21 protein-coding genes are annotated in these 25,799 nt (G+C 71.8%); 4 read left to right on the plus strand and 17 right to left on the minus strand.

Features of this window, described 5'->3' with window-relative positions; genetic code table 11:
* Window positions 1-74: 74 nt before the first annotated feature.
* The 12 genes from serS to F7P10_RS19695 all read right to left on the minus strand — a co-directional run bounded on the left by serS (window position 75) and on the right by F7P10_RS19695 (window position 16,419).
* A complete protein-coding gene (serS, locus tag F7P10_RS19650) occupies window positions 75-1,334 on the minus strand; it encodes a serine--tRNA ligase (RefSeq protein ID WP_151010844.1) in 1,260 nt (419 codons plus the stop codon).
* Window positions 1,335-1,377: 43 nt separating this feature from the next.
* A complete protein-coding gene (locus F7P10_RS19655; protein ID WP_176611564.1) occupies window positions 1,378-2,178 on the minus strand; it encodes a class I SAM-dependent methyltransferase in 801 nt (266 codons plus the stop codon).
* A 34-nt stretch (window positions 2,179-2,212) separates the two neighbouring features.
* Window positions 2,213-4,096 (minus strand): hypothetical protein, encoded by a 1,884-nt coding sequence (locus tag F7P10_RS42475; RefSeq protein WP_176611565.1) that lies wholly within the window; start codon window positions 4,094-4,096, stop codon window positions 2,213-2,215.
* A gap of 126 nt (window positions 4,097-4,222) precedes the next feature.
* On the minus strand, window positions 4,223-6,136 hold the full coding sequence (locus F7P10_RS19660) for a hypothetical protein (protein WP_151010848.1): 1,914 nt from the start codon (window positions 6,134-6,136) through the stop codon (window positions 4,223-4,225).
* A 146-nt stretch (window positions 6,137-6,282) separates the two neighbouring features.
* A complete protein-coding gene (locus tag F7P10_RS42480; protein ID WP_176611566.1) occupies window positions 6,283-6,534 on the minus strand; it encodes a hypothetical protein in 252 nt (83 codons plus the stop codon).
* Window positions 6,531-8,168 carry a hypothetical protein gene (locus F7P10_RS19665; RefSeq protein ID WP_151010850.1) on the minus strand — a complete coding sequence of 546 codons (1,638 nt, stop codon included), beginning with the start codon at window positions 8,166-8,168 and terminating at the stop codon, window positions 6,531-6,533. The genes F7P10_RS42480 and F7P10_RS19665 overlap by 4 nt, the downstream gene beginning before the upstream one ends.
* A 274-nt stretch (window positions 8,169-8,442) precedes the next feature.
* Window positions 8,443-9,390 (minus strand): prephenate dehydratase, encoded by a 948-nt coding sequence (pheA, locus tag F7P10_RS19670; RefSeq protein WP_151010852.1) that lies wholly within the window; start codon window positions 9,388-9,390, stop codon window positions 8,443-8,445.
* A 71-nt stretch (window positions 9,391-9,461) separates the two neighbouring features.
* Entirely contained in the window at window positions 9,462-9,917 is a 456-nt protein-coding gene (locus F7P10_RS19675) for a DUF4446 family protein (protein WP_151018157.1), read from the minus strand.
* Window positions 9,917-11,239 (minus strand): glycosyltransferase 87 family protein, encoded by a 1,323-nt coding sequence (locus tag F7P10_RS19680; protein WP_254716704.1) that lies wholly within the window; start codon window positions 11,237-11,239, stop codon window positions 9,917-9,919. The genes F7P10_RS19675 and F7P10_RS19680 overlap by 1 nt, the downstream gene beginning before the upstream one ends.
* Before the next feature lie 2,534 nt (window positions 11,240-13,773).
* Window positions 13,774-15,246: a polyprenol phosphomannose-dependent alpha 1,6 mannosyltransferase MptB gene (gene mptB / locus F7P10_RS42485; RefSeq protein WP_176611567.1), complete on the minus strand. Its 1,473-nt coding sequence runs from the start codon at window positions 15,244-15,246 to the stop codon at window positions 13,774-13,776.
* On the minus strand, window positions 15,243-15,974 hold the full coding sequence (locus tag F7P10_RS19690; RefSeq protein WP_151010858.1) for a glycosyltransferase family 2 protein: 732 nt from the start codon (window positions 15,972-15,974) through the stop codon (window positions 15,243-15,245). The genes mptB and F7P10_RS19690 overlap by 4 nt, the downstream gene beginning before the upstream one ends.
* Window positions 15,975-16,083: 109 nt before the next feature.
* Window positions 16,084-16,419, minus strand: coding sequence for an STAS domain-containing protein (locus F7P10_RS19695; RefSeq protein ID WP_151010860.1), 336 nt, complete (start codon window positions 16,417-16,419; stop codon window positions 16,084-16,086).
* A 263-nt stretch (window positions 16,420-16,682) separates the two neighbouring features.
* On the opposite strand from F7P10_RS19695, the gene F7P10_RS19700 reads away from it, so the two are divergent.
* Window positions 16,683-17,042 (plus strand): hypothetical protein, encoded by a 360-nt coding sequence (locus F7P10_RS19700; protein ID WP_151010862.1) that lies wholly within the window; start codon window positions 16,683-16,685, stop codon window positions 17,040-17,042.
* Between the two features lie 30 nt (window positions 17,043-17,072).
* On the opposite strand, the gene F7P10_RS19705 is transcribed toward F7P10_RS19700, so the two are convergent.
* Both F7P10_RS19705 and F7P10_RS19710 read right to left on the minus strand, forming a co-directional pair.
* Window positions 17,073-18,182: a sensor histidine kinase KdpD gene (locus F7P10_RS19705; RefSeq protein WP_151010864.1), complete on the minus strand. Its 1,110-nt coding sequence runs from the start codon at window positions 18,180-18,182 to the stop codon at window positions 17,073-17,075.
* Window positions 18,179-18,892, minus strand: coding sequence for a response regulator transcription factor (locus F7P10_RS19710; protein ID WP_151010866.1), 714 nt, complete (start codon window positions 18,890-18,892; stop codon window positions 18,179-18,181). Before F7P10_RS19710 ends, F7P10_RS19705 begins: the two co-directional genes overlap by 4 nt.
* A gap of 165 nt (window positions 18,893-19,057) precedes the next feature.
* On the opposite strand from F7P10_RS19710, the gene F7P10_RS19715 reads away from it, so the two are divergent.
* From F7P10_RS19715 to F7P10_RS19720, 3 genes are all read left to right on the plus strand, one after another.
* Complete coding sequence (locus F7P10_RS19715) at window positions 19,058-19,819, plus strand: hypothetical protein (protein ID WP_151010868.1); 762 nt, start codon at window positions 19,058-19,060, stop codon at window positions 19,817-19,819.
* Between the two features lie 104 nt (window positions 19,820-19,923).
* Window positions 19,924-20,094: a hypothetical protein gene (locus F7P10_RS42490; RefSeq protein ID WP_176611568.1), complete on the plus strand. Its 171-nt coding sequence runs from the start codon at window positions 19,924-19,926 to the stop codon at window positions 20,092-20,094.
* 88 nt (window positions 20,095-20,182) lie between these two features.
* On the plus strand, window positions 20,183-21,742 hold the full coding sequence (locus F7P10_RS19720) for a long-chain-fatty-acid--CoA ligase (protein WP_151010870.1): 1,560 nt from the start codon (window positions 20,183-20,185) through the stop codon (window positions 21,740-21,742).
* Between the two features lie 15 nt (window positions 21,743-21,757).
* On the opposite strand, the gene F7P10_RS19725 is transcribed toward F7P10_RS19720, so the two are convergent.
* The 3 genes from F7P10_RS19725 to tuf all read right to left on the minus strand — a co-directional run bounded on the left by F7P10_RS19725 (window position 21,758) and on the right by tuf (window position 25,734).
* Window positions 21,758-23,401, minus strand: a complete 1,644-nt coding sequence (locus F7P10_RS19725; protein ID WP_151010872.1) for a hypothetical protein — start codon at window positions 23,399-23,401, stop codon at window positions 21,758-21,760.
* Window positions 23,402-23,440: 39 nt separating this feature from the next.
* Window positions 23,441-24,343 carry an endonuclease/exonuclease/phosphatase family protein gene (locus F7P10_RS19730; RefSeq protein WP_151010874.1) on the minus strand — a complete coding sequence of 301 codons (903 nt, stop codon included), beginning with the start codon at window positions 24,341-24,343 and terminating at the stop codon, window positions 23,441-23,443.
* 206 nt (window positions 24,344-24,549) lie between these two features.
* Window positions 24,550-25,734, minus strand: coding sequence for an elongation factor Tu (gene tuf, locus F7P10_RS19735; RefSeq protein WP_151010876.1), 1,185 nt, complete (start codon window positions 25,732-25,734; stop codon window positions 24,550-24,552).
* Window positions 25,735-25,799 lie beyond the last annotated feature (65 nt).

Genomic DNA, 25,799 nt, shown 5'->3' on the forward strand with positions numbered 1-25,799 from the left:
TTACCTCGTTCGTCCCGCACGCGCCGGTGGCCCGGGACGTCCGCGGACGTCCCGGGCCACCGGTTGCCGGACGGTCAGCGCGCGACGGGCTCCAGCACGTCCGTCCCGAGGAACTTGCGCAGCGCCTCGGGCACCCGCACCGAGCCGTCCGCCCGCTGGTGGTTCTCCAGGATCGCGACCATCCAGCGCGTCGTCGCGAGCGTCCCGTTCAGGGTCGCGACCGGCTGGTTCCGGCCGTCCGCGTCCTTGTGCCGGACCGACAGGCGGCGCGCCTGGAACTCCGTGCAGTTCGACGTCGACGTCACCTCGCGGTACGTCCCCTGCGACGGCACCCACGCCTCGCAGTCGTACTTGCGGGCCGCGCTCGCGCCCAGGTCGCCCGCCGCCACGTCGATCACCCGGTACGGGATCTCGACCTTGGCGAGCATCTCCTTCTCCCACTCCAGCAGCCGCAGATGCTCCGCGTGCGCGTCCGCCGGGTCGCAGTAGGAGAACATCTCGATCTTGTCGAACTGGTGCACGCGGATGATGCCCCGCGTGTCCTTGCCGTAGCTTCCGGCCTCCCGCCGGAAGCACGACGACCACGCCGCGTACCGCCGCGGCAGCGCGTCGATGATCTCGTTCATGTGGTACGCGGCCAGCGGCACCTCCGAGGTGCCCACCAGATAGAGATCGTCCTCTTCGAGGTGGTACACCTCGGCCGAGTGCGCGCCCAGGAAGCCGGTGCCCTCCATCGCGTCCGGCTTCACCAGCACCGGCGGATACATCGGGACGAACCCGTTCGAGACGGCCTGCTCCATCGCGAGGTTCAGCAGCGCGTACTGCAGCCGCGCCCCGACGCCCGTCAGGTAGTAGAACCGCGCGCCCGACACCTTCGCGCCGCGCTCCATGTCGATCGCGCCGAGCGCCTCGCCGAGCTCCAGATGGTCCTTCGGCTCGAAGTCGAACTCCGCGGGCTCCCCGATGTGCTCCAGGACCACGAAGTCCTGCTCGCCACCGGCCGGGGCGCCGTCCTCGATGACGTTCGGGACCGCCTTCAGCAGCCCGTCCAGCTCCTCACCCAGCCGATCGGCCTCGCCCTCGGCCTCCTTGACCTGCTGCGCCAGCTCCTTGGCGCGGGCCAGCAGCGCGTCCCGCTCGTCCCCGGACGCCCGCGACACCGACTTGCCGAAACTCTTCTGCTCCGCCCGCAGCGTCTCGAAGGACGTCAGGGCGGAACGCCGCCTCCCGTCCAGGTCGAGCAGCCGGTCGACGACGCCGTCATCCTCCCCGCGCGCGCGCTGCGAAGCACGCAGCCGCTCGGGGTCCTCTCGAAGAGCTCGCAGGTCAATCACAACTGCGAGGCTATCGCCCCCGCGGCGCCCCCCGGATCCTTTTTCAGGCCGCGCCGCCCGCCAGCAGCGCGTGCGCCGGCAGCGCCACACCGCCGTCCCGCCGCGGGTACCCGGCCATGACCTCGTCGTACGCGGCCTTGATCCGCGCGACCGTCGCCGCGTCCTGCCGTCCCACCACGACCCCGTTGCTGCCGATCCGCGCCAGCGCACCGAGTTCCCACCACTCGTCCGGGTCGACAACGTGCTCCCACGTCACCTCTTTCACGGCGACGTGGCCGAACCCCGCACCGGCGACCAGCCGCCGGAACGGCACGGGCTGCCCGTGCTCCACGAACGGCTGCACCGGCATGTCGTCCGGCCACGGCACCTCCGCCCGGTCGAGCGCCTCCCGCACCACCCCGAGCGCCCCGGTGCCCGGCATCGCCCAGCAGCTCAGCGCCAGCCGCCCGCCCGGCCGCAGCACCCGCCGCAGCCGTCCCAGCACGTCCCCCGGATCCGCCACGTGGTTGATCACGAAGTTGCCCGCGACCGCCTCGAACGTCCCGTCCGGGAACGGCACGTCCGGCAGCACCGCGACCCGCACGTCCGCCTCCGGCACGTTCCGGCGCGCCGTCTCCGCCATGCCCGGATCCGCGTCGATCGACGACACCTTCGCGCCCCGCCGGACCGCCTCCGCCGACACGATCCCCGGCCCCGTCCCGACGTCGAGCGTCCGCGTACCGTCCGCGACGCCCGCCGCGTCCAGCAGCGGCCGCACCAGGTACGCGGTCAGCCGGGCGAACCCCCGCTCGTACGCGGAAGCCCGCCCGGCCCACAGTTCCCGTTCGTAAGCGTCAAAGTCCACCCGCGCAGTGTGCCACCCGGGCGGACCCCGCGTTCTACTGCACGTCCACACGCACCATGGACGAGTTGGATCTCGCGTGAGCGGCGTCACCCCAGTACCACGCCGTCCAACTCCCGTCCTGGTCGGCGGTGAACGCCTTCTCGAAGCGCCCGTCCCGGCCCGTCTCGACCACCGCCATCTGCTTCCACTCGGTCGAGCCGGACGGCAAGAAGTACAGGTGGACGGGCTTGCCCGGGACGGCCGCCGGAGCGCCTCCGTTCGTGGAGCGGCGCAGCAGCCCATTGACCGTGACCGCGCCGCCCTTCTCCACCGTGCTCGGCGAGGCGGCGAACTTCTGGATCTGCGTGTCGTACACGACGGTCACGTCCACGTACGCGATGGGAGCGTTGGAGGCCAGATACTCGAGGTCCTCCCAGTGCACCGCGGTCCAGTAGCCGTCCCGGTTCGAGGTGAACGTCTTCTCGAACTCGCCGTACCGGTCGGTATCCGTGATTCCCACGTATTCCCAGGTCGACGACCCCGCAGGCATGAAGTAGAACCAGATCGGGCTCCCGATCGCGGGCCGGGTCCCCGTCATCCCGTCCCGGAACCACACCAGGTCCCCGCGGATCGTGACCGTTCCTCCAGGCCCCGTCTCCGTCTTGAACTGGTCCAGCCGCGTCTTGTAAGCGACATCGATCCGCTGTACCTGACCCCCGGCCAGAACCCTGCCGTCACCGTCCGCGTACCAGACACGCCAGTAGCCGTCCTCGGTGACGTTGCCGGCCTCGAGGGAGAACGACCCGTCCGTCCCGGTCCGGCCTTCGGTGACCGTGCGCCAGTGTTGCTCAGGATGGTTCGAATACTCCAGACGCATCCCGCCGTTCGCGATCGGCCCCTCGGTGTCGGCCAGGCGCCCGGTCACGCGGAGCGTACCCCCGTGGACGACGGGGTTGGATTCGTACCGCAAGTCGGCGATCCGGGCGTCCCCTTGCACGGACAGGTAGCCCGCTTTCGCTCTGCCGCCAGAGAGGTAGGAATCACCGTCGTACCGCACGCTCACGGTGCCGACCCGGTTCGCAGGGAACTCGAACCGGTACGTCCCGTCCGCAGCCGTGCGGACCGGCTCCGGGACGTCCGGAATCGGGCGGCCATCGAGCCGAATCTCCACGGGAGCGTCCCCCACCGGCACGGAGCCGGCGGCGGCGCGTCGTACGAGTCTCCCCGTCACCGCCACCTCGGCGCCGGGCTCGATCGGCCGAGGGACGGCGATCTGTGCGGACAAGTCCGTCAGTTGTCGTTGAATTGTCACCCAGGGCACTTCGAGCGTGTCGCCGCAGACGCGCTGCATCGAGGCCACACCCACGTCGTGGCCGTAGGGAACGTAGGAACCGAAAGTGAACTCGAAGGATCCGTCCGCCGCCGTCCGAACCGTGGAGTCGTCGCCCACGATGGTGATGCCGGGAGCGGGTACGGGCTCGGAGTCCCGAGTCTCGCGCATCAGCAAACGCCCGCGGATCGTGACTTCCCGATCGTCGAAGTCGACCCTCTCGGGTGTCGCGGTGACGTCGGCGAAGATCGGTTCGTAGCAGTTGGGAAACCCGGTGAGATGGGTAAGCGTCTCCCCGTCCGCCGACTTGATCTGGACAAGGATCTTGGTGGGTCCGGGATGGGCGGCGGCCTGATACTCGGCTTTCCAGGTTCCGTCGTTCGCCGTGCCGTCGACACGGGTGAACGGCAGCCCCCCGACGGGGACCCACGCGTTCTCGGTCCAGTACTCGACGTCGGCGTGGACGCCGGTGATCCCGCTCTCGGACTTCGCCTCAAGGGTGATCGTGGCGACGCGGTCGGGCGAGAGTCTGTCGAACTCGACGGACGCGCTCACGTCCGTGACGTCCGCCCGGGCCGTTCCGGGGACGAGGAGGGTAGACGCCGCCATCAGGGCGGCGGCCAGGATGCTTGTGAATCTCGACCTACGCAAGGGCGACCTTCCATCGCTGTCAGTGGCTGATCACCTGACAAGGGACGGGCGGCCCCCGCCGGAACGCGGGAGCCGCCCGTCCCGCTACTGCACGTCTACGGACTTGACCCAGGGGTTGGACTTCGCATGCAGGTCGTCACCCCAGAACCAGGCCGTCCAGTACCCGCCCTCGCTCGCTGTGAAGGACGTCTCGAACCGGCCGTCGGCGTCCGTCGTGACGACCGCCATCTGCTTCCATTCCATGGAGGGCATGAAGTAGAGGTAGATCGGCTTGTTCGCGAGCGGAGCCGGCTCGTCGCCGCCGGACGACCTCGTCAGCCGACCGCTGACGGTGATCGTCTCGCCCGCCGCCACGATCTTCGGGGTCACGTTGAAGTCGGTGATCTCGGTGGCGTACTGGACGGTGACGTCCGCGTAGACGATCGGGGCGTTGGAGTCCAGGTGGTCGGCGTCCTCCCACGAGGCCGCCGTCCAGTATCCGTCGCCGGTCGCCGTGAACGAGGTCTCGAAGCTCCCGTCGTCTCCGGTTGCGACGTACCCCTGGTAGTCCCAGGTCGAGCCGCCCTTGGGCATGAAGTAGACGACGACCATCTCGTGGTCGGCCGGTACCGCCGCGTCCTCGAACCGAACAAGCTCCCCGCTCACCGTGACCGTCCCGCCCGTACCGGTCTGCCGCACGGTGAGGTCGTTCATCTGCAGCTTGTACTTCACATCGACTTGGAGGACCTTGCTGATGGCCAGCGTGACCCCGGCGGAGTCCAGGTGCCGGACGCGCCAGTACCCGCTCTTCGTGGCTCGGACTCCGAGGGAGAAGGCACCGTTCGTCGAGGTCCGGCCGGTCGCGGCCACGGTGAACGCCGATGCTTCGTACTGCGCGAACTCGAGCTGCACCAGACCGTTCCGGACGGGCGTTCCGTCCTTGACCAGACGTCCGGTCGCACGCATCGTCTCCCCGTAGGGAGCGGGCTTGCCGGGAACGGACAACTCGGTGATCTGGGCACCCTGTCGAACCGCCAGCTCCCCCGCGATCTCCTGCGTCTGGTGCAGGTACTCGTCACCGTCCCACGAGAGGATCACGATGCCGGCCTGCTCGGCCGTGAACTGCAACCGGAACGTTCCGTCCGCTGCCGTACGCACGGGATCCGGGAGATGCACCGCGGTGCCGCCGACGCGCGCGTCCAGCCACACCCACTCCTCGCCCACGGGACGGAGGCCGTCGGCGGCCCGCCGCTCCAGACGTCCCTCCAGGGTGACCGGGTTGCCCACGACCACCGGCTGCGGAGTGACGATCCGCGCGGTCAACTCCGTGTACTGCTTCACGGTCTCCGGAACGGGCGCCTTGGCACCCGCGGAGCACAGCGGTGTCCCGCTGCGCACGTGGACCCCCGTGCTGGGCAAGGGCACCTCGAGTTCGAACGACCCGTCCGCCGCCGTCTGGGCCGAAGCCTCGCTGACGCCCCGGACGGTGGCTCCCACGGCCGGTTCGAGCCCCGACTCCCGGGTCTTGCGCATCAGGAGCCGTCCCCGGATCGTGATCTCGAGATTGTCGAGATCGACGGCCTCGGGGGTGGTGGTGAGATCGGCGAACTCGGTCTCGTAGCAGTTGTCGATGCTGGTCGTGCGGGTCAGCGTGGCACCGTCCGCCGACGTGATCTCCACCTCGAACCATATGTGCCCGGGATGCTCCTGAATGTCGGGCCGGTACTCGGCCTTCCACGTACCGTCGTTCGCCGTGCCGTCGACCTGCGGCAACGACAAAGTCCCGAAGTCCGTCATGGCACCGTCCACACGCCTCTGAAGCGTCGCCCGGACGTCGGTGATGCCGCTCTCGGACTTGGCCTTGAGGGTGACCGTGGCGATGCGGTCGGCCGAGAGGTTGTCGAACTCGGCGGTCAGGCCAACGTCCGTGACGTCGGCCTGGGCCGTTCCGGGGATGAGCAAGGCCGACGTCGCCATGATGACGGCGACGATCGCGGCCGAGATTCTTGATCTGAGCAAGGGCGACCTTTCCACTGGCTGCTGGCCCAGTGAGGACGCCCATCAGACGATCTTGGTTGGCCCCAGGCGAATCACGTTCGGGTCACTGTTGCCCGGGGCGGGCCGGGCGGGGCTCCGTTCGTCCACGGCGCCCCGCCCGGCGACGGTCACCGCACGTCTACGTGCACGGTGGCCGAGTTGCTCTTCGCATGGTCTCCGTCACCCCAGAACCACGCCGTCCAGTACCCGTCCTCGTTCGCGGTGAAGGACTTCTCGAACGCGCCGTCGGTACCCGTGCGGGTCACCGCGACCTCCGTCCACGTCGACGAGCCCGCGGGCATGAAGTACACGTGCACGGGCAGGTTCGCGGCGGCCTCGGGATCGCTCTCGTCCTTGAACCGGCTCAGCGTCCCGCTCACCGTGACCGGGTCACCCGACGCCACCGGCGTCGGCGAGGCACCGAACCCGGAGAACGTCGTCTCGAAGTCGGGCCGGATGTCCACCGTGCTGACGGGGGCGTTGGCCGCGATGTACTCGTCGTCGCCCCAGAACCAGACCGTCCAGCCGCCGTCCCGGTGCTCGGTGAACTCCCCGGTGAAGGCGCCCTCGGCGTCGGTGGTGGCCACCCCCGGTGCACCCAGGTCGCCTCCCCTTCGGGCTGGAAATAGAAGTGGACGGGACGCTCGCTCACCGGCCCGCCTGCGTCTCCCGAACGCTCCAGGCTCCCGGTGAGGGTGACGAGCCCGTCGGCGCCCGGCTCCGCGGTGACGCTCGCATGCGTCGCCTGGCGCACCTTGACGTACGTACCGACGCTCATGGTCGAGGCGTTGCCGTCGCTCCCCTCCGAGCGCACCCTCCAGTAGTGGCTCGACCGGGTCCCGGTGCTCAGCGAGAATGAGCCGTCCTCGGCGGTGACGCCGGTGGCCTCCTCCGTCCAGAACAGCTGGTCCTCACCGCTCCGCTCCAGGTAGATCCGCTCACCTGGAATCGGGGCGTCGCCATTGACGAGACGTCCGGTCGCGATGACCGTGTCCTCGCTCGCCCCTGGCGCGCCGGGCTGCGAAACGGCGGTGAAGCCGGCGAACTCCGGGGCTCCCGTGACGGACAGCCTTCCCGCCGAGGTCCGGCTCCTTGTCAGGAAGGACGTGTCCTCGGTCTGGACCAGCACAGGACCGGACGCACGCGCGGTGAAGCTGAACCGGAAGGTCCCGTCCTCGGCCGAATCCACCTCGGCGACTCGAACTTCGCGATCCTTGCTGAAGGTGGTGTATCCGGCGACGGTCATGTTGTTCAAGGGCTCGAACCCGTTGGCGCCTTCTCGGCGAACGATCCCCTCTACCGTGACCTCGGTACCCGCCGCGACGGGCTGCGGAGTGACGATCGATGCGGAGATCTCCGTCGGCTTCTCCGAGTAGTCGGCTTCGGGCGCGTCGTCGGCGAGGTTGCACACCACCTGGCCGGCCGGAACGTGGATCCTCGTCACCGTGGACGGACTGGTGAGCGTGAACGAGCCGTCCGCCGCCACCCGCGCCGAGGTGTCCCCGAGGGTTCTGATCTCGACTCCCTGGGGAGCGGGCTCCGGGTCTGCCCCTTGGGTCTTCCGGACGAGAAGGCGCCCCTTCACCTCGACGCCCCGTTCGTCGGGGTCGACGATCGCGGGCGTCGTCGTGAGGTCGGCGAACTGGCCTTGGTAGCAGCTGCCGATACCGGCCTGGCGGGTCAGCGTGGCGCCGTCCGCCGTCGTCACCGCGACGTCGAACCCGATGAACCCCGGATGGGTCTCGATGTCGACCTCGTACTCCGCCCGCCAGGTGCCGTCGTTCACGGTTCCGTCGACGAGGGCGAGCGGCAGCGTTCCGATCGGTGTCGTCACATCGGGCAGATGGCTGTTTTCCAGGGACGCCTCGACGTCGGTGATCCCGCTCTCGGACTTGGCCTCAAGGGTGATCGTGGCGACGCGGTCGGGCGAGAGTCTGTCGAACTCGACGGACGCGCTCACGTCCGTGACGTCCGCCCGGGCCGTTCCGGGGACGAGGAGCGCCGTCGATGACATGGCGACGGCGAGGAATGCTGCTGCGAGTCTCGATCTACGCAAGGGCGATCTCTCCACTGAGAATGGGGGTCGAGTGGAGGACGCCGGGCGGACGATCTTGGTTGCCCGCCGGGCGAATAACGTTCGGGACACTCTTCGGGGCCTGTTTCACGGCCCGAACCCGGCGGACCCGCTTCCACGCTGGTGCGTCGCCCGGACACGGCCCCGTGAGCGCGCTCCCGCCCGGTCGACTGTTCGTCCGTCCTTTACCGCACGTCCATCCGGACGAGGGAGGTCAGGGCGTCGCGGGCGGGGTGCCGCCGATGGCGGTGAGCCAGGCGGCGGCCGCGGTGTAGTCGTCGTCGTGGGTGCCGCGGCGGATCTCCGGACGGACGCGGTCGGCGCGGGGGTACGAGCCCACGTAGCGGACGTCGGCGCAGATGCGGCGCAGGCCCATCAGGGCCTCGCCGACGCGGGCGTCGCGGACGTGGCCCTCGAAGTCCATCCAGAAGAGGTACGAGCCGAGGCCCGCTCCGGTGGGCCGGGACTGGATGAGCGTCAGGTTGATGCCGCGGACGGAGAACTCGGTGAGGATCTCCAGGAGGGCGCCGGGGTGGTCCTCGCCGATGAACGCGACGACCGTCGTGCGGTCGGTGCCGGTGGGGTCGGGCGGGGAGCAGGGGCGGCGCAGGATGACGAAGCGGGTGACGGCGTCGGCGATGTCGTGGATGTCGTCGGCGAGGACGGTCAGGCCGTAGCGGGCGGCGGCGAACGAGCCGGCGAGGGCCGCGTCGTAGTGACCGTCCGCGACGCGCTGGGCGGCCTCGGCGTTCGACGTCGCGGCGTGCCATTCGGCGTCCGGGACGTTGCCGGCGAGCCAGCGGCGGCACTGCGGCTGGGCGATGGGGTGCGAGGCGACGGACTTGATGTCCTCGATCGCGGTGCCCCGGCGGACGAGCAGCGCGAACGTCACGGGGATGTGGATCTCGCCGACGATCTGCAGGGGTTCGCCGGTGGCGAGTTCGTCGAGCGTCGTGGGGACCGAGCCCTCGACGGAGTTCTCCAGCGCGACGACCGCGGCGTCGGCGTCGCCGCTGCGCAGGGCGTCCAGGACGGCCGGGACGGTCGCGTACGGGACGCGTTCGGCGCCCGCGGCGCCCGGGACCGACAGCAGCGCCGCCTCGGTGAACGTGCCGCTCGGCCCCAGGTAGGCGTAGCGTTCCGGCCCGGTGGCTGCGGTCACGAGGTCCCCCGACGGTGGTGTGGATGGCACGCCTGGCGTGGGCGTGGCGCGAGAGACGATTCTACTTGCCGTCAGGTGCGGGTGGACGTGCGGTCCTCGTCGCCGAAGTCGGCGAGCGGGTCGTCCATCGAGACGACCGGGCCCTTGCCGAGGCGGGCGGCGCGCAGGGCCTGGTTCTCCTCGGGGGAGAGCCGCTCGACGGGCTGCCCGGCCTGGACGGCCTTGGCGTACGTGCGCGTCTCGGTGCGTCCGTTGATGGAGCTGATGACGACGCCGTCGCCGACGGCGTTGAGCAGCGCGAGGGAGAAGGAGCGCCGTCCCGTCATCTCCTTGAGCGCGTCGTAATGCACGATGGCGAGGTCGCGCAGCGCGCACTCGTCCACCGTGCCGCCGGCTACCTGGAGCTGCCGCCGCAGCATGTGCCCGCATTCGTCGACGACCTGGTTCACCCGGTTGTGGGCCACCACCGCGATGGAGAGGCCCACCACCCCTGCGACCAGGCCGGCGACGGCCACCGTGACCATCATCACGAGGTGAGCGTACCCACCTCGACCCGCTTCTGCGAAGGATCCTCACGGTGATCGTCGCGTAGCACTCTGTCGACGAGCCAGCGGCCGATCAGGATGATGGACGCGACGGCGGCCAGACCGAACAGATCCTGGATCACCCGGCCGAAGAATTCCGTGACATATCCGTGTTCGGGACCGATCATCCGGGCGCCCCACCAGGGCAGCGGCCACAGGAAGTAGAACCATGCCGCCGCGCCGAAAAGACATCTTCGCGTGTCTCGCCCGTCGCCCACCAAAGCCCCGATGACCGGGATCATCCAGACGAAGTGGTGAATCCACCCGACAGGGGACAGCAGGACGGAGAGGAGGCCGGTGATCGCGACCCCGCCGAGGAGGAGGCCGTAGGACGCCGGACGCTCGGCGGCCGGGAGGTGGTCGGTCCCCTCGAACGTCCGCGCCGGCGGCCCGCCCAGCAGGTCGGCCGTCCGGGTGGCGCGGCGCGCGAGCATGAAGCCGACGTAGGCCGTCGCGGCCGTGAGGACGAGCCACACGGCCGTCCGGAACGTGCTCTCCGGCAGGACGCGCGCGACGATGCCGTTGATCGCCTGGTTCGTCGTGCCGTCGATCGCGCCCGTCCGGTCGCCGCCCTGCAGCAGCGCGCCGAACCAGTAGTCGGCCGAGTCGGACGGCAGCAGCATGAAACCGAACAGCGTGGCCCCGACCGCCGTCATGATCGCGTTGCCCGCGGCGCGGAACCGTCCGGTGATCAGGAAGTAGATGAGGAAGACGCCCGGCACCAGCTTGATCGCGACGGCGAGCCCCACGAGGACGCCGCGCGGCCAGCGCGGCGAGCGGGTGCAGCAGTCGGCCAGGCACATCGCGAGCAGGAACAGCCCGACCTGCCCGAACCGGATCTGGTCGCGATCGGGCAGGATCCACGCCGCCGCCCCGACGAGCGCGCCGGTCGCCAGCGGCGACCACCGGCCCGCGCGCCGGATCAGGTCGCGGAACGAGTAGCGGACCACGAGGACGAGCGCCGCGTAGATCAGCGCCGTCCACACCGGCTGCGCCACGTCCCACGGCAGCAGCGTGAACGGGACCGCGAGCACGGCGGCGAACGGCGGGTAGGTGAACGGGAGGAACTGCGGCGGCTGCGTGAGCACGTCGTACAGCGGCGCGCCCCGCAGCACGGCCCGCCCGCCCTCCCGGTAGACCTCGAGGTCGACGAGCCGCTGGTCGGGCGGGTTGGTGAGCCAGTGCGACGCGATCGGCGCCACCGCGACCGCCGCGACGGCGATCCCGGCCAGCACGATCAGCAGATCGGCCGACCTGCCCCGCACCGACCGAGATTCCTTGGCCCACATCCCGCCGAGTCTAATTTGATTACATCCCCCGCCGACCGCCCCCGACCGACCCCCGACCCCCCTCAGCCCACTCCCCGACCACAGCGGACCGGCACCACTGCGATCGCGAGCGAAGCCAAGTTCGAGCGAAGCAAGAACTTGATCGCGCAGCGAGCCCCTTGGGCGAGTCGAAGCGATGCAGCGATCGCACCGCAAGGCCCGTTGAAGGAAGGCCCCCCGGGGCCTGACGCCAAGGGCCTTGCAAACAAACACGCGAGAACCTGATCGCGCAGCGAGCCCCCTGGGCGAGTCGAAGCGATGCAGCGATCGCACGCAGCGCCCGTTGAAGGAAGGCCGCCCCGCAGCCTGACGCCAAGGGCGGTGCACTCCAACACAGCAGCAATCGCACCGCAAGGCCCGTTGAAGGAAGGCCCCCGGGGCCTGACGCCGAGGGCCTTGCACAAAACGCTATAACCTGGCCGCCATGATGCAGCGGGGGGCGAGGGTCGGTGTGCTGCTCGCGGTTCTCGCCGCGGCGGTCGCGGGGCTCTCGGTCCTGTTCGCGCCCGCGGCGGAGGCGGAGCCCGAGGGACGCGTCGTCGTCGTCGGGGTTCCGGGACTGCTGTGGAGCGACGTCGACCGGGAGAACACTCCGGCGCTGTGGGGCATGGTCGAGGACGGTTCGGGCGCGGCGCTGAGCGTGCGGACGACGCGGCGGCTGACGTGCCCGACGGACGGGTGGCTGTCGGTGTCGGCGGGGCAGCGCGCGCGGTTGCCGGACGGGAACTGCGGGCTTCCGGCGACGCCGGGCCGGACGCCGGAGGGTGGGGCGGTCGCGCCGGGCTGGCAGGCGATCGCGAAGGACAACGCGGGGACCGGCTACCACGCGCGGGTGGGGCTGCTGGGCGACGCGGTGCACGCGGCGGGGGGCTGCACGCTGGCGGTGGGGCCGGGCGCGGTGTTCGGCCTGGCCGACGGGAACGGGCGCGTCGACCGGTACGCCGGGACGCCCGGCGAGGTGCGGGACTGGTCGTGCCCGGTGTCGGCGGTCGCGGTGGACGACGTGTTCCGCGCGTACGTGGACGCGGGGGTGGACGCGGACGGCGAGCAGGCCGAGCCGGGCGCGGACGCGCGGGTCGCGGCGGTCGCCGCGGCGGACCGGCGGGTCGGGCAGGTGCTGGCGAGCGTCCCGGACGGGACGACCGTGCTGCTGGCGGGGCTCGCGGACGCGAGCGGCGACCCGCACCTGCATGTGGCGGCCGCGACGGGTGCGGAGTACGGCGGGGGGTACCTGACGTCGAGCGCGACCCGGCAGCGGGGGCTCGTGACGCTCACGGACCTGACGGCGACCGCGCTGGAGGAGCTGGGGCTGGAGCGGCCGGACGCCGCGGTGGGGTCGGCGTGGACGGCGGAGCCGTCGGAGGACACGGCGGCCGAGCGGGTCGAGGGGTTCGACGACGACGACGTGGCGGCGCAGGGGATCAGCGCCGTGCAGACGTCGTTCTACTGGGTGCTGTTCGCGGCGCAGCTCGTCGCGTACGGGGCGGCGGCGCTGGCGCTGCGGCGGCTGGGCGGGGACCGGCGGTCGCGGTCGCGGATCCTGGGCGGGACGCGGGTGATCGCGCTGTTCGGCGGCGCGGTTCCGGCGGCGACGTTCCTGACGGGGCTGCTGCCGTGGTGGCGGGCGCCGAATCCGACGGTGATGCTGGTCATCACGGTGCTGGGGTTCGGGGCGCTGCTGACGGGCGTCGCGCTGGCGGGGCCGTGGCGCCGGTCGGTGGTGCTGCCCGGCCTGGTGATCACGGCGGTGACGGCGCTGGTGCTGGCGCTGGACGTGATGACCGGGTCGAACCTGCAGCTGAACACGTTGATGGGGTACACGGCGCTGATCGCCGGACGGTTCTACGGGTTCGGCAACCAGGCGTTCGCGCTGTTCGCGGTGGCGACGATCCTGACGGCGGCGTGGCTGACGGAGTTCCCGCTGCGGCGGAACCGCAAGGCGGTCGCGGCGGGCACGGTGGCGGTCATCGGCGTGGCGGCGGTCGCGGTGGACGGGCTTCCGGCGTGGGGCAGCGACTTCGGCGGGGTGCTGGCGATGGTGCCGGCGTTCGCGATGCTGGGGATGCTGGTGACGGGCCGGCGGGTGTCGCCGGTGCGGCTGGGGCTGTTCTGCGCGGCGGGCGCCGTGGTGGTGCTGGGCATCTCGTACTGGAACGCGCAGAGCGAGAATCCGACGCATCTGGGGCGTTTCTGGCAGGACCTGGTGGCCGGCGAGGCGTGGGGCGTCGTGGTCCGCAAGTTCAACGCGATGATCGGCAGCCTCGGGTACTGGGCGTACACGGTGGCGCTGATCGCGGCGGTGATCTTCCTGTTCTTCGTGCTGGTGCGGCCGACGCGGTGGCGGGTGTCGCTGCTGGGCCGGGCCTACGAGCACAGCCCGACGATGCGTCCGGCGGTGATCTGCGCGCTGGCGGTCGGGCTGATCGGGATGCTGGTGAACGATTCCGGCGTGGTGATCCTGTCGGTCGCGGTCAGCCTCGCGACGCCGCTGATGCTCGCGGCGGGGCTGCGGTCGCTGGAGATCGACCTGAACGCAGGCAGAGAATCACCAGGGCCAGAAGAACCGCCACGAGAGTCCACGGGACGACCGTCGGCCGAACGATCGTGAAGAGCCACGACAGGTCGTCCGGCATTCCGGTGAGTTCCGGCGCGCGCGCGGGCAGGTAGGCGAAGCTGAGCGCGGTGGTGTGGGCGAGCAGGATCCAGTCGATGCGCGTCCAGGGCAGCAGGGCCAGGAGCGCCCACCCGAACCCGTCGTACCAGGGCAGTTCGTAGGGTGCGGCAAGGAGCCAGGCGAGGACGAGCGCCGTGGAGACGCGGGTGTGCTCGGTGTCGCCGTCGCCCGGCAGGGCCCGGACGAGCAGCGCGAACAGCGTCACGGCCAGCACCAGCACCCCGAGTTTGATGAGGTCGCGGTTGGAGCCGCGGCCCATGGCGTCGTCCAGCAGGTGCCAGGGGGTCGCGAACGACACCATGTCGCTGGCCCGGTTGATCTGGTCGAGGGCGTGCGGGCCGGCGAGCGCGTACGCGGCGGCGACGGCGGCGCCCGCGCTGCCGAACAGGGCGAGGAGGCGGAGCCGGGCGTGCGGGTCGCGCAGCAGGCGCCACGCGGGGCCGCCGCCGACGAGCGCCGCGGGCAGCTTGATCGCTGCGCCCGCACCGGTCAGCGCGCCCGCGGCCAGGGCCCGTCCCCAGCCGTGTCCGGTGAACACGGCGAGCGCGGCGACCATGGGGGCGATGGCCAGGACGTCGTTGTGCCCGCCCGAGATTAGGTGGTAGAGCAACAGCGGATTGCACGTCCACAGCAGTGCGGTACGCAGGCGGCGCGCGCGCGTACGGGACGTCTTGTAGAGGATCCACGCGGTCAGTGCGAACGCCGCGACGTTGACGGCGGACAGCGCGAACACGGTCAGCTTCACCGAGTCGCCGCCGATCCACGACGCGAACGCCTGCCCGCCGGTCGTGATCGGCCCGTACACGCTGGGCGTCGTCCGCCACTCCTCGGCGGCGCCGATCACCGGGTCGTGCGGGACGTCCGCGGCGGTGGTGGTGTACGGGGCGTGGCCGGTGGCCGCCATCCGCCCGTACGACGCGTAGTTCAGGTGGTCGCTGGACCCGACGGGCGGGACGAACGCGAACGCGGCGGCCACCGCGAGGCCCGTCCAGACGAGCGGCAGCGGACGGACGGTCCAGCCGCGGCGCGCGGCGGCGAAGCAGCAGCCGAGCCCGGCCGCGCCGAGGACGATGCCCGCGACGACCAGGCCCGTCACCAGGTACGGCGACGGGTCGGCGGCGAAGGCGTAAGGGGGTTCGGCGGCGGCTCCGGGCAGCGCGGGCTGGAACGCGGACGGCCCCAGCAGGGCCGTCGCGAGGAAGCAGAGCGCGCTCGCGCCGGCGGCGGCGAGCCCGCAGCCCCCGAGGCCGGCCGGAGCCGGGCGGGTCACGGGCGGTGGCCGCGCACCCGGGCCAGCCGCCCGGCCACCGCGGGGTCGCGGACGGCCAGGGCGCGCGCCACGTCCCGGAGCTGCCGGGCGCGGTGGGCCTGCGCGCGCCAGTCGGTGCCGGTGGCGCGGTGCGCGAGCGGCACCTCCACCTCCGTCACCCGGAAGCCCTTGCGCAGCAGGTCGATGGTGAGGGCGGTCTCGACGCCGAATCCGGCGGCGAGCGGCCGGGCCGCCTCGAACGCGGGACGGGTGAGGCAGCGCTGCCCGTTCAGCGGCTGGGTGGCCTCCCACCCGGTGGCGCGGCGGATGCCCTCGCGGGACACCCGCACGACGATGCCGTGGCCGCCGAGCTTGACGGTGGTCGAGAACGTCGCGATGGACATGTCGGCCTCGCCGCGCCGGACGGGCTCGACGAGCGGCGCCGCCTCGCGCGCGGTCCCGGCGAGGTCGGCGTCGAGGAACAGCAGGTGGCGCGCTTCCTCGCGGCCGTCCTCGAGCAGTTTGACGGCCTCGGCGCCGCTCTCCATCGCGGCGCCCTTGCCGCGGTTGCGGCCGTGCCGCACGACGCGCGCCCCGGCCCGTTCCGCCGCCGTGGCGGTTCCGTCGGACGATCCGTCGTCGACGACCACGACGAGGTCGGCGCCCGGAAGTTCGCGGGCCGCCTCGACGGTGTCGGCGATGCGGTCGGCTTCGTCCTTGGCCGGAATGATCACCGCTACGTCCTGCATACCGGCGATCGTAGTGCGCGCGCCGCACGCTCGGGCCGGATCGGTCGGCGGTTCGTCCGATGTTCCGGCGTGCCGTTCGGTGGTCGGGTCTGGTGTCGGATCGGTCGGGTCAGCCGGCGTCCATGGCGGGCGCGGCCTCGGTCACGGTGAACACGCTGTCGAGCCCGGTGACCTGCAGGATCCGCTTCACGGCCGGGCGCGGCGCGGCGAGTTCGAGCGAGCCGCCGTGCTCCTTGAGCCGTTTCATGGCCGACAGCAGCACGTTCATGCCGGTCGAGTCGCAGAACTCGATGCCGCTCATGTCGACCGTGATCTGGTCGACGCGATCGCGCAGCAGGCCCGCGAGCGCGGCCTGCAGCCTGGGCGCGGTGTACAGGTCGAGCTCGCCGGTCGCCGTGACGACGGCGTGACCCCCTTGAGACGCGGTCGAGACGTTTAGCTCCACGTTCGGCACACTATCTCGCCGAAGGCCGGGGGGCCAGACGGTTCGCCGAGTCCCCTATGACATGGGGGCGTCCGGGCGTGTCGCCCCTCCCGACCCGCCCGCACCCTTTGCGAACTACGCACGGTAATGGGTTGTTTGCACCCATGTTCGGGACCGCGATCTTCGCCGTTCGCCCCTCGGCGCACCCCCGTTTGGGGGACGCTGGACCTGAGCAAGCGGACGGCGCCGCCGCCGCGCGCGGTCGAGCATTGGGGGTGCCGGAGATGACGGCCGAAGAGCGCGAGGCCCTGCTTCGCGAACGTCTGGAGACGATCCGCGCACGCTCCGCGAAGGCGACGTCCTGGCGCTCGTCCACGGGGCACCTCACCCGGCTGGTGAACCGGGACGGCTTCGTGTCGGTGAAGGCGCGCCTGTCCCGCGAGGACCTCGCCTTCATCTCGGGCGCCCGCGACGAGGTCCTCGCGTTCGCCGAACTGGCGCTGCGGCTGCTCGACCTGCACCGTCCCCAGGAGGCGGGCGGCATCACCAGCGACCCCGACCGTCCCATCCGCCGCTGCCGCGCCTGCATGGCCCGCTGGCCCTGCCCCACCGTCCGCGCGATGACCGAAGCCGTCCACGGCTGACCGCCGCCCCTGACGCCGAGGGCCTGGCAATCAGATGGGAACTCTTATCTCGAAGCGGCAGCCGGGGCCGTCGTTGGCGACGCCGATGCGGCCGGCGTGGGCCTCGACGATGCCGCGGGCGATGGCGAGGCCGAGGCCGGCGCCGCCGCCGGGGCTGCGCGCCGCCTCGCCGCGGAACGCGACGTCGAAGACGCGCGGCAGGTCGTCCTCGGGGATGCCGCCGCAGGCGTCCGCGACGGTCACCCGCGCCTCCCCGCCGTCGACCTCGCCGACGATCTGCACGGTGCCCTCGCCCGGCGTGTGCCGGATCGCGTTCACCACCAGGTTGCGCAGCGCGCGGCCCAGTTCCCCGGTGTCGACCTGGACGGGCTGGGCGCTGCGCACGTCGCCGTGCAGGCGGACGCCCTTGGCGCGGGCGAGGGCCTCGGTGCCGGCGACCGTCTCGGCGACGAGGTCGGCGAGTCCGACGTGGCTGCGGGTCAGCCGGAGCGCGCCCGCGTGGATGCGCGACAGCTCGAACAGGTCGTCCACCATCTCGGTGAGCCGTTCGGCCTCGATCCGGATGCGGGAGTGGTAGCGGCGGACGGTCGCGTCGTCGTCGACGATCTCGTCCTCGAGGGCCTCCGCCATCGCGCGGAGCCCGGCGAGCGGGGTCCGCAGGTCGTGGCTGACCCACGCGACCAGCTCCCGGCGGCTGGCTTCGAGGGCCTGCTCGCGCTCGTGCGCGGCCGCGAGCCGGTCGTACGCGGCGTCCAGTTCGCGGGACAGCTCGGCCAGTTCCGCGGGGAGCCGGGCCGTCGGTGGCCGGAACCGGTCCGCGCGGACGGCCTCGACCAGCGCGCGGTTCGCGGCGACGAGCCGGCGGCCGAGCAGCAGCGAGACGGCCATCGCGACCAGGCCCGCGGACGCCACCACCGCGAGCACGACCGACCGGTCGTGGTCGTTGATCAGCATCAGCAGCGAGATCACGAGGATGCCGCAGATCATCGCCAGGACGGTCGCCGCGCTGACCACGACGAGCTGCGTCGCCACGGACCGTCCGCGCAGGGCGTGCAGCGCGCCGAGCGCGACGGCCGCCACGACGACGGCGGCGAGCGTCGCGTAGCCGACGACGAGGAGCAGGTCGGCGAAGGGGATCATGCGCCGGCCACCGCCTCGGCGGGCTCGTAGCGGTAGCCGACGCCCCAGACCGTGACGATCCGGCGGGGCGCGGTCGGGTCGTCCTCGATCTTCTCCCGGAGCCGCCGGACGTGGACGGTGACCGTCGAGGCGTCCCCGAACGACCAGTCCCACACCTGCTGCAGCAGCTCGTCGCGGGTGAAGGCGCGGCGCGGATGGCGGACCAGGAACGCCAGCAGGTCGAACTCGCGGGCGGTGAGCGCGAGCGGTTCGCCGCGCAGCCCCGCCTCGTGCGCGGCGACGTCCACGATCAGGTCGCCGTCGCGGAACGGCCCGTCCGGGCCCGTCGGGACGACCGAGCCGCGCGACCGGCGCAGCACCGACTTCACCCGGAGCGCCAGCTCGCGCGGGCTGAACGGCTTGGTCACGTAGTCGTCGGCGCCGAGCTCCAGCCCGGCGAGCCGGTCGGTCTCGGCGCCGAGCGCGGTGAGCATCACGATGGGGACGGCCGAAGACGCGCGCAGCCGCCGGCACACGTCGAGCCCGCTCATCCCGGGCAGCATCAGGTCGAGGACGATCAGGTCCGGCGGGCGGTCGAGGGCGCGGCGCAGCGCCGTGCGGCCGTCCGCGACGCAGGTCACCTCGTGCCCGTCCCGGGTGAGGTACCGGGCCACGACCTCCGCCACCGTGGGGTCGTCGTCCACGACCAGGATGCGGCCCGGGGCCGTCATCGGGTCACCGCCCGGCGGGCTAGCGCGCATGTCACGCGGCCACGGTACGGGCTTCCTGGCCGGTCATCACCCGGTACACCCCGCGCGTCTCCACTCTGTAAGGAGTCGTTGACCGAACGGGACGCGGGGTTCACACTCGGCGACGATCGACGCTTTAATGGCCGAATGCCGCAAACTCGCTCCGCGACCTCCAACGGCGTGGTCTTCGCGCTCATCATGGTCGGGGGCGCCCTCGCCACCGCCGCCGCGGTCGTGCTCACGATCATCCGGAACCACCGGTCGATCGCCACGCTCGAGTTCCGCATGTCGACGACCTATTTCCTGATCGAGTGCTTCATCGTCGGGCTGGTCGTCGGTGGGATGCTGCTGTTCACCCGTCCGCGCGGTCCGCTGGCACCGATCGGTGCGGCGATCGCGGCGTTCGTGGCGGTGGAGGTGGGCGTCCGGATCGGCGCCTACCTGAGCATCATCGTGTGGCACGGGCACTTCCCGGGCACGGGCCCGCTCGGCGACCTCATGCAGCCCGCGTCGGTGAGGTTCATGCTCTACGAGCTGCTCGCTTCGGTGGTGGCGGGGGGACTCGCGCTGGTGAAGGTGCTGACGACCGCGAGCCGCGGGACGAGCCGACCGTCCGGCCCGGGCGGTCCGGGCGGCCCCGGTCAGCCGTTCGGGCACCCGGGCCAGCCCATGCCGGGCCAGCCCGTCCCCGGCCAGCCCATGCCCGGCCAGCCCATGCCCGGCCAGCCCATGCCCGGCCAGCCCATGCCGGGGCAGCCGCCGTACGGGGCGCCCGGGGCGCCGGGGGCGCCCGTCGCGGGGCAGCCGCCCGCCTACGGACAGCCGCCCGCGCCGGGAGCGTCGGGATGGGCGCCGGGGCAGCCGATCGACCCGCCGCCGGCACCCGGAGGGCCGCAGCCCGGCGCGTGACCCGTGAGCCGGTCCGGATCGGGGTCCGTCCCTGAGCCGATCTCGGGGGCGAGGTCGTCCTCCAGGGTGATGCGGGTGTCGGCGGCTCCGCCTACCTTGGTGGTATGGGCCGAACAATTCTGATGATCCTCGGCGTCGTCCTGGCGGTCTGGCTGCTCTTCACCGTCGTCGGCGCCATCCTGTCGATGCTCAAGTTCTTCTTCTTCATCGGGCTCGTCGCGGTGGTCGTCGTACTCGCCGTGACGGTGGTGTCGAAGATGTCCAGAAACGGATAGGAACCGGGACACCGGTCCCTTGCCGCCGGCGGTCCGATGACCGCATGATTGCGCAGTAAGTGTGCGGTTATCGGCGAAAGGACGTGTCGTGCCTGGTCTGACCGAGAAGTTGCGGGAGCGCGCGAGCTCGCACCCCGACCGCATCGCCTACATCGCGGGCGACACGCGGATCAGCTACGCCGACTTCGACCGGCGCGTCGACCGGGCCGCGGCGGCGCTCGCGGGCGCCGGGGTCGGCCGCGGGGACCGGGTCGCCATCCTCGACAAGAACTCGCTCGAATACGCCGAGCAGCTCTTCGGGGCGGCGCGGATCGCCGCCGTGCAGGTCCCGGTGAACTACCGGCTGGCGCCCGACGAGGTCGCCTACATCGTCAACAACGCGCGCGCGAAGGTGTTCATCGTCGGGCCCGAGTTCGTCCCGGTGCTGGACGCCGTGGCGGGCAAGCTCGAGCACACCACGCACATGATCGTCATCGGCGGCGAGGACGGGCACGCCCACCTCGACTACGCGGCGTGGATGGACGCCGCGCCCGAGACGGCGCCGGACACCGAGATCGCGACGTCCGACGTGTTCGTCCAGCTCTACTCGTCGGGCACCACGGGCCTGCCCAAGGGCGTGATGCTCACGCACGACAACTTCCTGTCCGGGCTGCCGATGGTGAAGGACGCCTGGGACGTCGACGAGTCGAGCGTCCTCATGGTCGCGATGCCGATGTACCACGTCGCGGGCAACGTCCTCACGGTGTGCGCCGTGCACGAGGGCATCACCGGCGTCATCGCGCGGGAGCCCGACCCGACGCTGATCGCCCGCGCGATCGAGGCGAACCGGGTCACGCACATCTTCCTCGTCCCGGTGCTGCTGCAGTTCATGCAGCTGATCCCCGAGGTGGCCGAGGCCGACCTGTCCAGCCTCGAGCTGATGATCTACGGCGCGTCGCCGATCAGCGAGGACGTCCTGCGCGGCGCCATGCGGATGCTGCCGAACAGCGGGTTCATGCAGGTCTACGGCCTGACGGAGACGACCGGCGCGATCACCATGCTGCCGCCCGAGGACCACGACCCGGACGGTCCGAACACGCACCGGCTGCGCAGCGCGGGCCTGCCCAACGCGGTCACCGAGCTCAGGATCGTCGATCCGGCCACGGGCGACGACCAGCCGACCGGGCAGGTCGGCGAGATCCTGTGCCGCACCCCGCAGAATATGCAGGGCTACTGGGGGATGCCCGACGCGACGTCCACCGCGCTGCTGGACGGCGGCTGGTTCCGCACCGGCGACGTCGGCTACCTGGACGAGGACGGCTATCTCTACATGCACGACCGGGTGAAGGACATGATCATCTCGGGTGGGGAGAACATCTACCCCGCCGAGGTCGAGAACGTGCTGATGAGCCACCCGGAGATCACCGACTGCGCGGTGATCGGCGTCCCGCACGAGAAGTGGGGCGAGACGCCGAAGGCCATCGTCGTCGCCTCGGCGGACCTGTCCGAGCAGGCGGTCATCGAGTACTGCCGCGAGCGCCTCGCGCACTTCAAGTGCCCGACCTCGGTCGAGGTGCGCGACGAGATCCCGCGCAACCCGACCGGCAAGATCCTCAAGCGCGAGCTGCGCGCCCCCTACTGGGAGGGCGAGGACCGGGCCGTCCACTAAGGGACGCACGGCCGGTCAGGCGGACGTCTCCGCGAGTGCGAGGCGGGCGAGGGCGGCGAGGTGGACGGGGCACCGCCAGCGGTCGGGCCCCTTCCCCTCCTCGTCCCGGTACTTGTTCGGACGGACGAACGGGCGCCGTTCGGGGTGTGCCGGCGGCAACTCGTAGCGCAGCGAGTCGTAGACGGGCGGCATCAACTGCCCGAGCACGGGCATTCCGTACGACGCGACCTCGCCGAGGGTGTGCCCGTCGGTGTGGCCGCACTCGCCCGGATCGGCCGCGACGACCGCAGTGAGCGCCTCGGCGAGGACGGCGACGGCCCCGGGGAGATCGGCGTACCAGTGCGGGTGCCGGGCCGCGTGCACGACCGACATCACGAGCGCGGCATGCTCCCTGGGGTCCGCGGCACCGGCCAGGACGCGGCGGGCGCACCACACGGCCGGGGACGCCTCCAGGTCCGGCCCCGCGTTATGGAACCGGACGTCGCGGGCGACGCGGTCGGCCCGCAGGGTCCCGTCCTCGGCGCGGAACCGGGCGTCCAGGTCGGCACCGGCGGACGGCCCGAACCGTCCGGCGACGTCGCGCCGCAGGTCGGTCGCGGCGCGCAGCGCGATGTCCCGCACGTGCGCGGGGCAGGCGACCGCCTCGGCCGTCCCGGCCGTGACCGGCCGGGACTCCACCTCCGCGTCGGTGTAGTCCGGATCCCACAGCTTCGCCGCGGCGACGAGCGTCTCCTCTGGGTCGAGCGCGGGGTGCTCCCCGGCGTGCGCGCAGGTGGCGTCCCGGCGTACCCGGTGCGCCTCCGAGAACGCCTCGACCAGCTCATCCCGGACGGCCCGTTCGGGCACCTCGTCGCCCATCGCGGAGGTGTACGCGCTCGACAGCGCCAGCAGCAGGCCCGCCCCGGTCGGGCCGTCCGGACGCGCACGCAGCTCGCGCGCGATCCACAGGAGCAACCCGCGCGGGTCGTCCTCAGGCCGATCCCACAGGGGTTGTTCGCGCCGCACCACCTTGAACAGTGGCGAGACCAGCCACTGGGGGTAAATGGGGCGCTCTCGCTCGTACTTGGTGATGAGGATCGTGTGGTGGTCGTTCACATGGTCGAAGAAGACGTCCGGGATGTCCTGGAGTCCCGGCGCGTAGACGCCCTCACCATTCCCGGCGACGGGACCGTCCGGGGCGAGCAGCATTTCCATGGTCACGATGCCGCCGACCGCCACCGATGACAGGTTCCCCGGGCAGGCCCAGAGTTCCGCCCGCTCGTCGTCCGGTTCGTCCCCGTCGAGGTCGGCGAGTTCCCACATCATGTGCACGAGCGCGTCCGGCTCCTGGACGGAGTCGCCGGGGTGTTCGCCCTCGTCGGCGTGCGGGCAGGGCAGCTCGGCGAGCACATCCGACACCTCGTCGAGGGACGCGCGCACGCGCTCGTTGAGGGCGGGGTCGCGGGAGTACCAGCAGAGGTACGGGACGATCGCGGCCAGCCCGAGCACGGGCAGGGAGGGCGCGTGGTCCGCGGCGGTCTTCGCCGCCTCCCTCGCGTCGGCGGCGAGCACGGAGATGATGAGGAAAGGGTCGTCGTGGGGGTAACCGTTGACGACCCCGCTGACGTCGCTGATCTCGCTCCCGAGGTCCCTGCCGTCGGCCGTCCAGAAATGACTCATGAGGTGTCGGACGCACCGATGATCATGCGGGTTCCCTGGTCAGCGGAAGCGGACGGCGGCGGAGAGGGGGCGGTGGTCGGACGCCTTCTCGGGCTCCGCCGGGACGCCGCAGGACACGCTCGCCGACTTCGACATGAAGATGAAGTCGGTCTTCTCGACGGCGGTGCCGCGCCAGTCCTGCCGGGTCTCGTCGCCGGTCCGGGTGGTGCCGGGACCCTGGTCGCACTCGTTGTAGGCCGCGTAGAGCGGGTCGAGGGCCGCGCTCTTCGGCCCGTCCGCGAGGTCGCCGCCGATGACGACGCGTCCGGTCCCGGCGAACTCCGCGAGCGCCCCGGCCTGCTCGGCCCGCCACTCGCCGGAGGGGTCGGCCGCGGACGGCGTGAACTGCGCGACGCACAGGCGGGCGCTCCACGCGCCGACCTCCCCGCACAGCGCGATGCGTCCGGCGCCGTCCGGGGCGGGCAGCTTCTCGGTCTCCGTCTCCGCGAGGGCCGCCGCGGCGCCGACGGCGAGACCGAGCCGTCCCTGGTCGTCCGCGCATTCGGGAGCGTCGGGGTAGGCGGCGAACTTCCAGCTCCACGCGTCGAGGTCGGCCGTCTCGCGGAGCGTGTCCACCTGCCCGGCGCAGACCTCCTGCAGCAGGACGGCGTTCGGGGCGACCTCGCGCCCGCCGACGACCGTCTCCCCGGCGCGCTCGGCGATCCGGTCGGCCAGCTCGCCCGGACGGGTGCCGAGCGGGCACTCGGGCCCGCCGTCGCCGCACACGTTCCAGGTCACCGCGTTCACCGTCGCGGAGGGCAGCTCGCGCGCGACGCTGTCGGCGTGCGCGGGACCGCCGCCGCCGGGCACGCCCTTGATGTCGGCGCCTACGCCGGCGATGGTGACGACCGCGGCGGCGGCCGTCACCGAGAGCAGGGGAATCAGGGCGCGGGGGGTACGCACACGTGCTCCAGGAGGGGGAACTGCGGGGGGTGTGACGTCGGAATCCCACCACATCAAGATCGCGACCGCCACCGGTTCCCGGTGACTTGGTCCCGCAATTAATGACATTTCAACCACCTGTCACGTGTCCGAAACCCACGTCACCGGCCGTTCCACCACGAACGGGCCCGTGCGCGCTGCACGGGCCCGTTCGCTTCCGGTCGCTCCTAGTCGAGCAGCTCGACGACGCTTCCGGCGCCGACCGTCCGGCCGCCCTCGCGGATCGCGAAGCCGAGCCCGGCGGTCATCGCGACCGGCTTGCCGAGCTCGACGACCATGTCGACGTCGTCGCCCGGCAGCGCCATGCCGCCCTCGCCGAGGTCCACGCCGCCGACCACGTCGGTGGTGCGGAAGTGGAACTGCGGCCGGTAGCCGTGGAAGAACGGCCTGCTCCGGCCGCCCTCGGCGGCCGTCAGCACCCGGACGCGCGCCCGGAACCGCAGGTGCGGCCGGATCGAGCCCGGCGCGCTGACGACCTGGCCGCGCCGCACGTCCGTCCGCTGGACGCCGCGCAGCAGGATCGCCGTGTTGTCCCCGGCCTCCGCGTGCTCCATCGACTGCCCGAAGGTCTCCAGGCCGGTGACGACGGACGTCAGCGTCCGCTCGTCCAGCCCGACGACCTCGACCTCGTCGCGCAGCCGCACCGCGCCCTGCGCCACGACGCCCGTGACGACGGTGCCGCGCCCGGTGATGCTCAGCACGTTCTCGACCGGCATCAGGAACGGCCGGTCGAGCACCCGCTCGGGCACCGGGACGTGCGCGTCGATCGCGTCGAGCAGGTCGCCGATCCGGGCCTCCCAGTACGGGTCGCCCTCCAGCGCCCGCAGCCCGGACACCCGCACGACCGGGACGTCCTCGCCCGGGAACCCGTACTCCGACAGCAGCTCCCGGACCTCCAGCTCGACGAGGTCGAGCAGCTCGGTGTCCTCGACCATGTCGGCCTTGTTCAGGGCGACCACGAGGTGCCGGACCCCGACCTGGCGCGCGAGCACGATGTGCTCGCGCGTCTGCGGCATCGCGCCGTCCTGCGCCGACACGACCAGCACGGCCCCGTCGATCTGCGCCGCGCCGGTGATCATGTTCTTCACGTAGTCGGCGTGCCCCGGCATGTCGACGTGGGCGTAGTGCCTGGTCGCGGTCGAGTAGTGCACGTGCGCGATGTTGATCGTGATGCCGCGGTCGCGCTCCTCGGGCGCGCGGTCGATGCCCTCGAACGGGACGGACGACGCCAGCCCGCGGCTCGCGAGCACCCTGGTGATCGCGGCGGTCAGGGTCGTCTTGCCGTGGTCGACGTGCCCCATCGTGCCGATGTTGATGTGCGGCTTGTCCCGCTCGTAGATCTGCTTGGCCATGATCTCCGTCCTCACTCCTGGCTGGAACGTGAGAACCCGCGCGGACGCACGTCCGCGTGCTTGCC

It is taken from the genome of Actinomadura sp. WMMB 499 (genome assembly GCF_008824145.1).
In the GTDB taxonomy this organism is placed as follows: Bacteria; Actinomycetota; Actinomycetes; order Streptosporangiales; family Streptosporangiaceae; genus Spirillospora.

Coding starts and splice junctions, on each gene's coding strand:
- F7P10_RS42490 (WP_176611568.1), top strand. CDS start 19,924: ATGGGCCGAACAATTCTGATGATCCTCGGCGTCGTCCTGGCGGTCTGG.
- F7P10_RS19690 (WP_151010858.1), bottom strand. CDS start 15,974: ATGCAGGACGTAGCGGTGATCATTCCGGCCAAGGACGAAGCCGACCGC.
- F7P10_RS42475 (WP_176611565.1), bottom strand. CDS start 4,096: ATGGCGGCGTCTACCCTCCTCGTCCCCGGAACGGCCCGGGCGGACGTC.
- F7P10_RS19710 (WP_151010866.1), bottom strand. CDS start 18,892: ATGACGGCCCCGGGCCGCATCCTGGTCGTGGACGACGACCCCACGGTG.
- tuf (WP_151010876.1), bottom strand. CDS start 25,734: ATGGCCAAGCAGATCTACGAGCGGGACAAGCCGCACATCAACATCGGC.
- F7P10_RS19715 (WP_151010868.1), top strand. CDS start 19,058: ATGCCGCAAACTCGCTCCGCGACCTCCAACGGCGTGGTCTTCGCGCTC.
- F7P10_RS19700 (WP_151010862.1), top strand. CDS start 16,683: ATGACGGCCGAAGAGCGCGAGGCCCTGCTTCGCGAACGTCTGGAGACG.
- F7P10_RS19725 (WP_151010872.1), bottom strand. CDS start 23,401: ATGAGTCATTTCTGGACGGCCGACGGCAGGGACCTCGGGAGCGAGATC.
- F7P10_RS19705 (WP_151010864.1), bottom strand. CDS start 18,182: ATGATCCCCTTCGCCGACCTGCTCCTCGTCGTCGGCTACGCGACGCTC.
- F7P10_RS19665 (WP_151010850.1), bottom strand. CDS start 8,168: ATGTCATCGACGGCGCTCCTCGTCCCCGGAACGGCCCGGGCGGACGTC.
- F7P10_RS19675 (WP_151018157.1), bottom strand. CDS start 9,917: ATGATGGTCACGGTGGCCGTCGCCGGCCTGGTCGCAGGGGTGGTGGGC.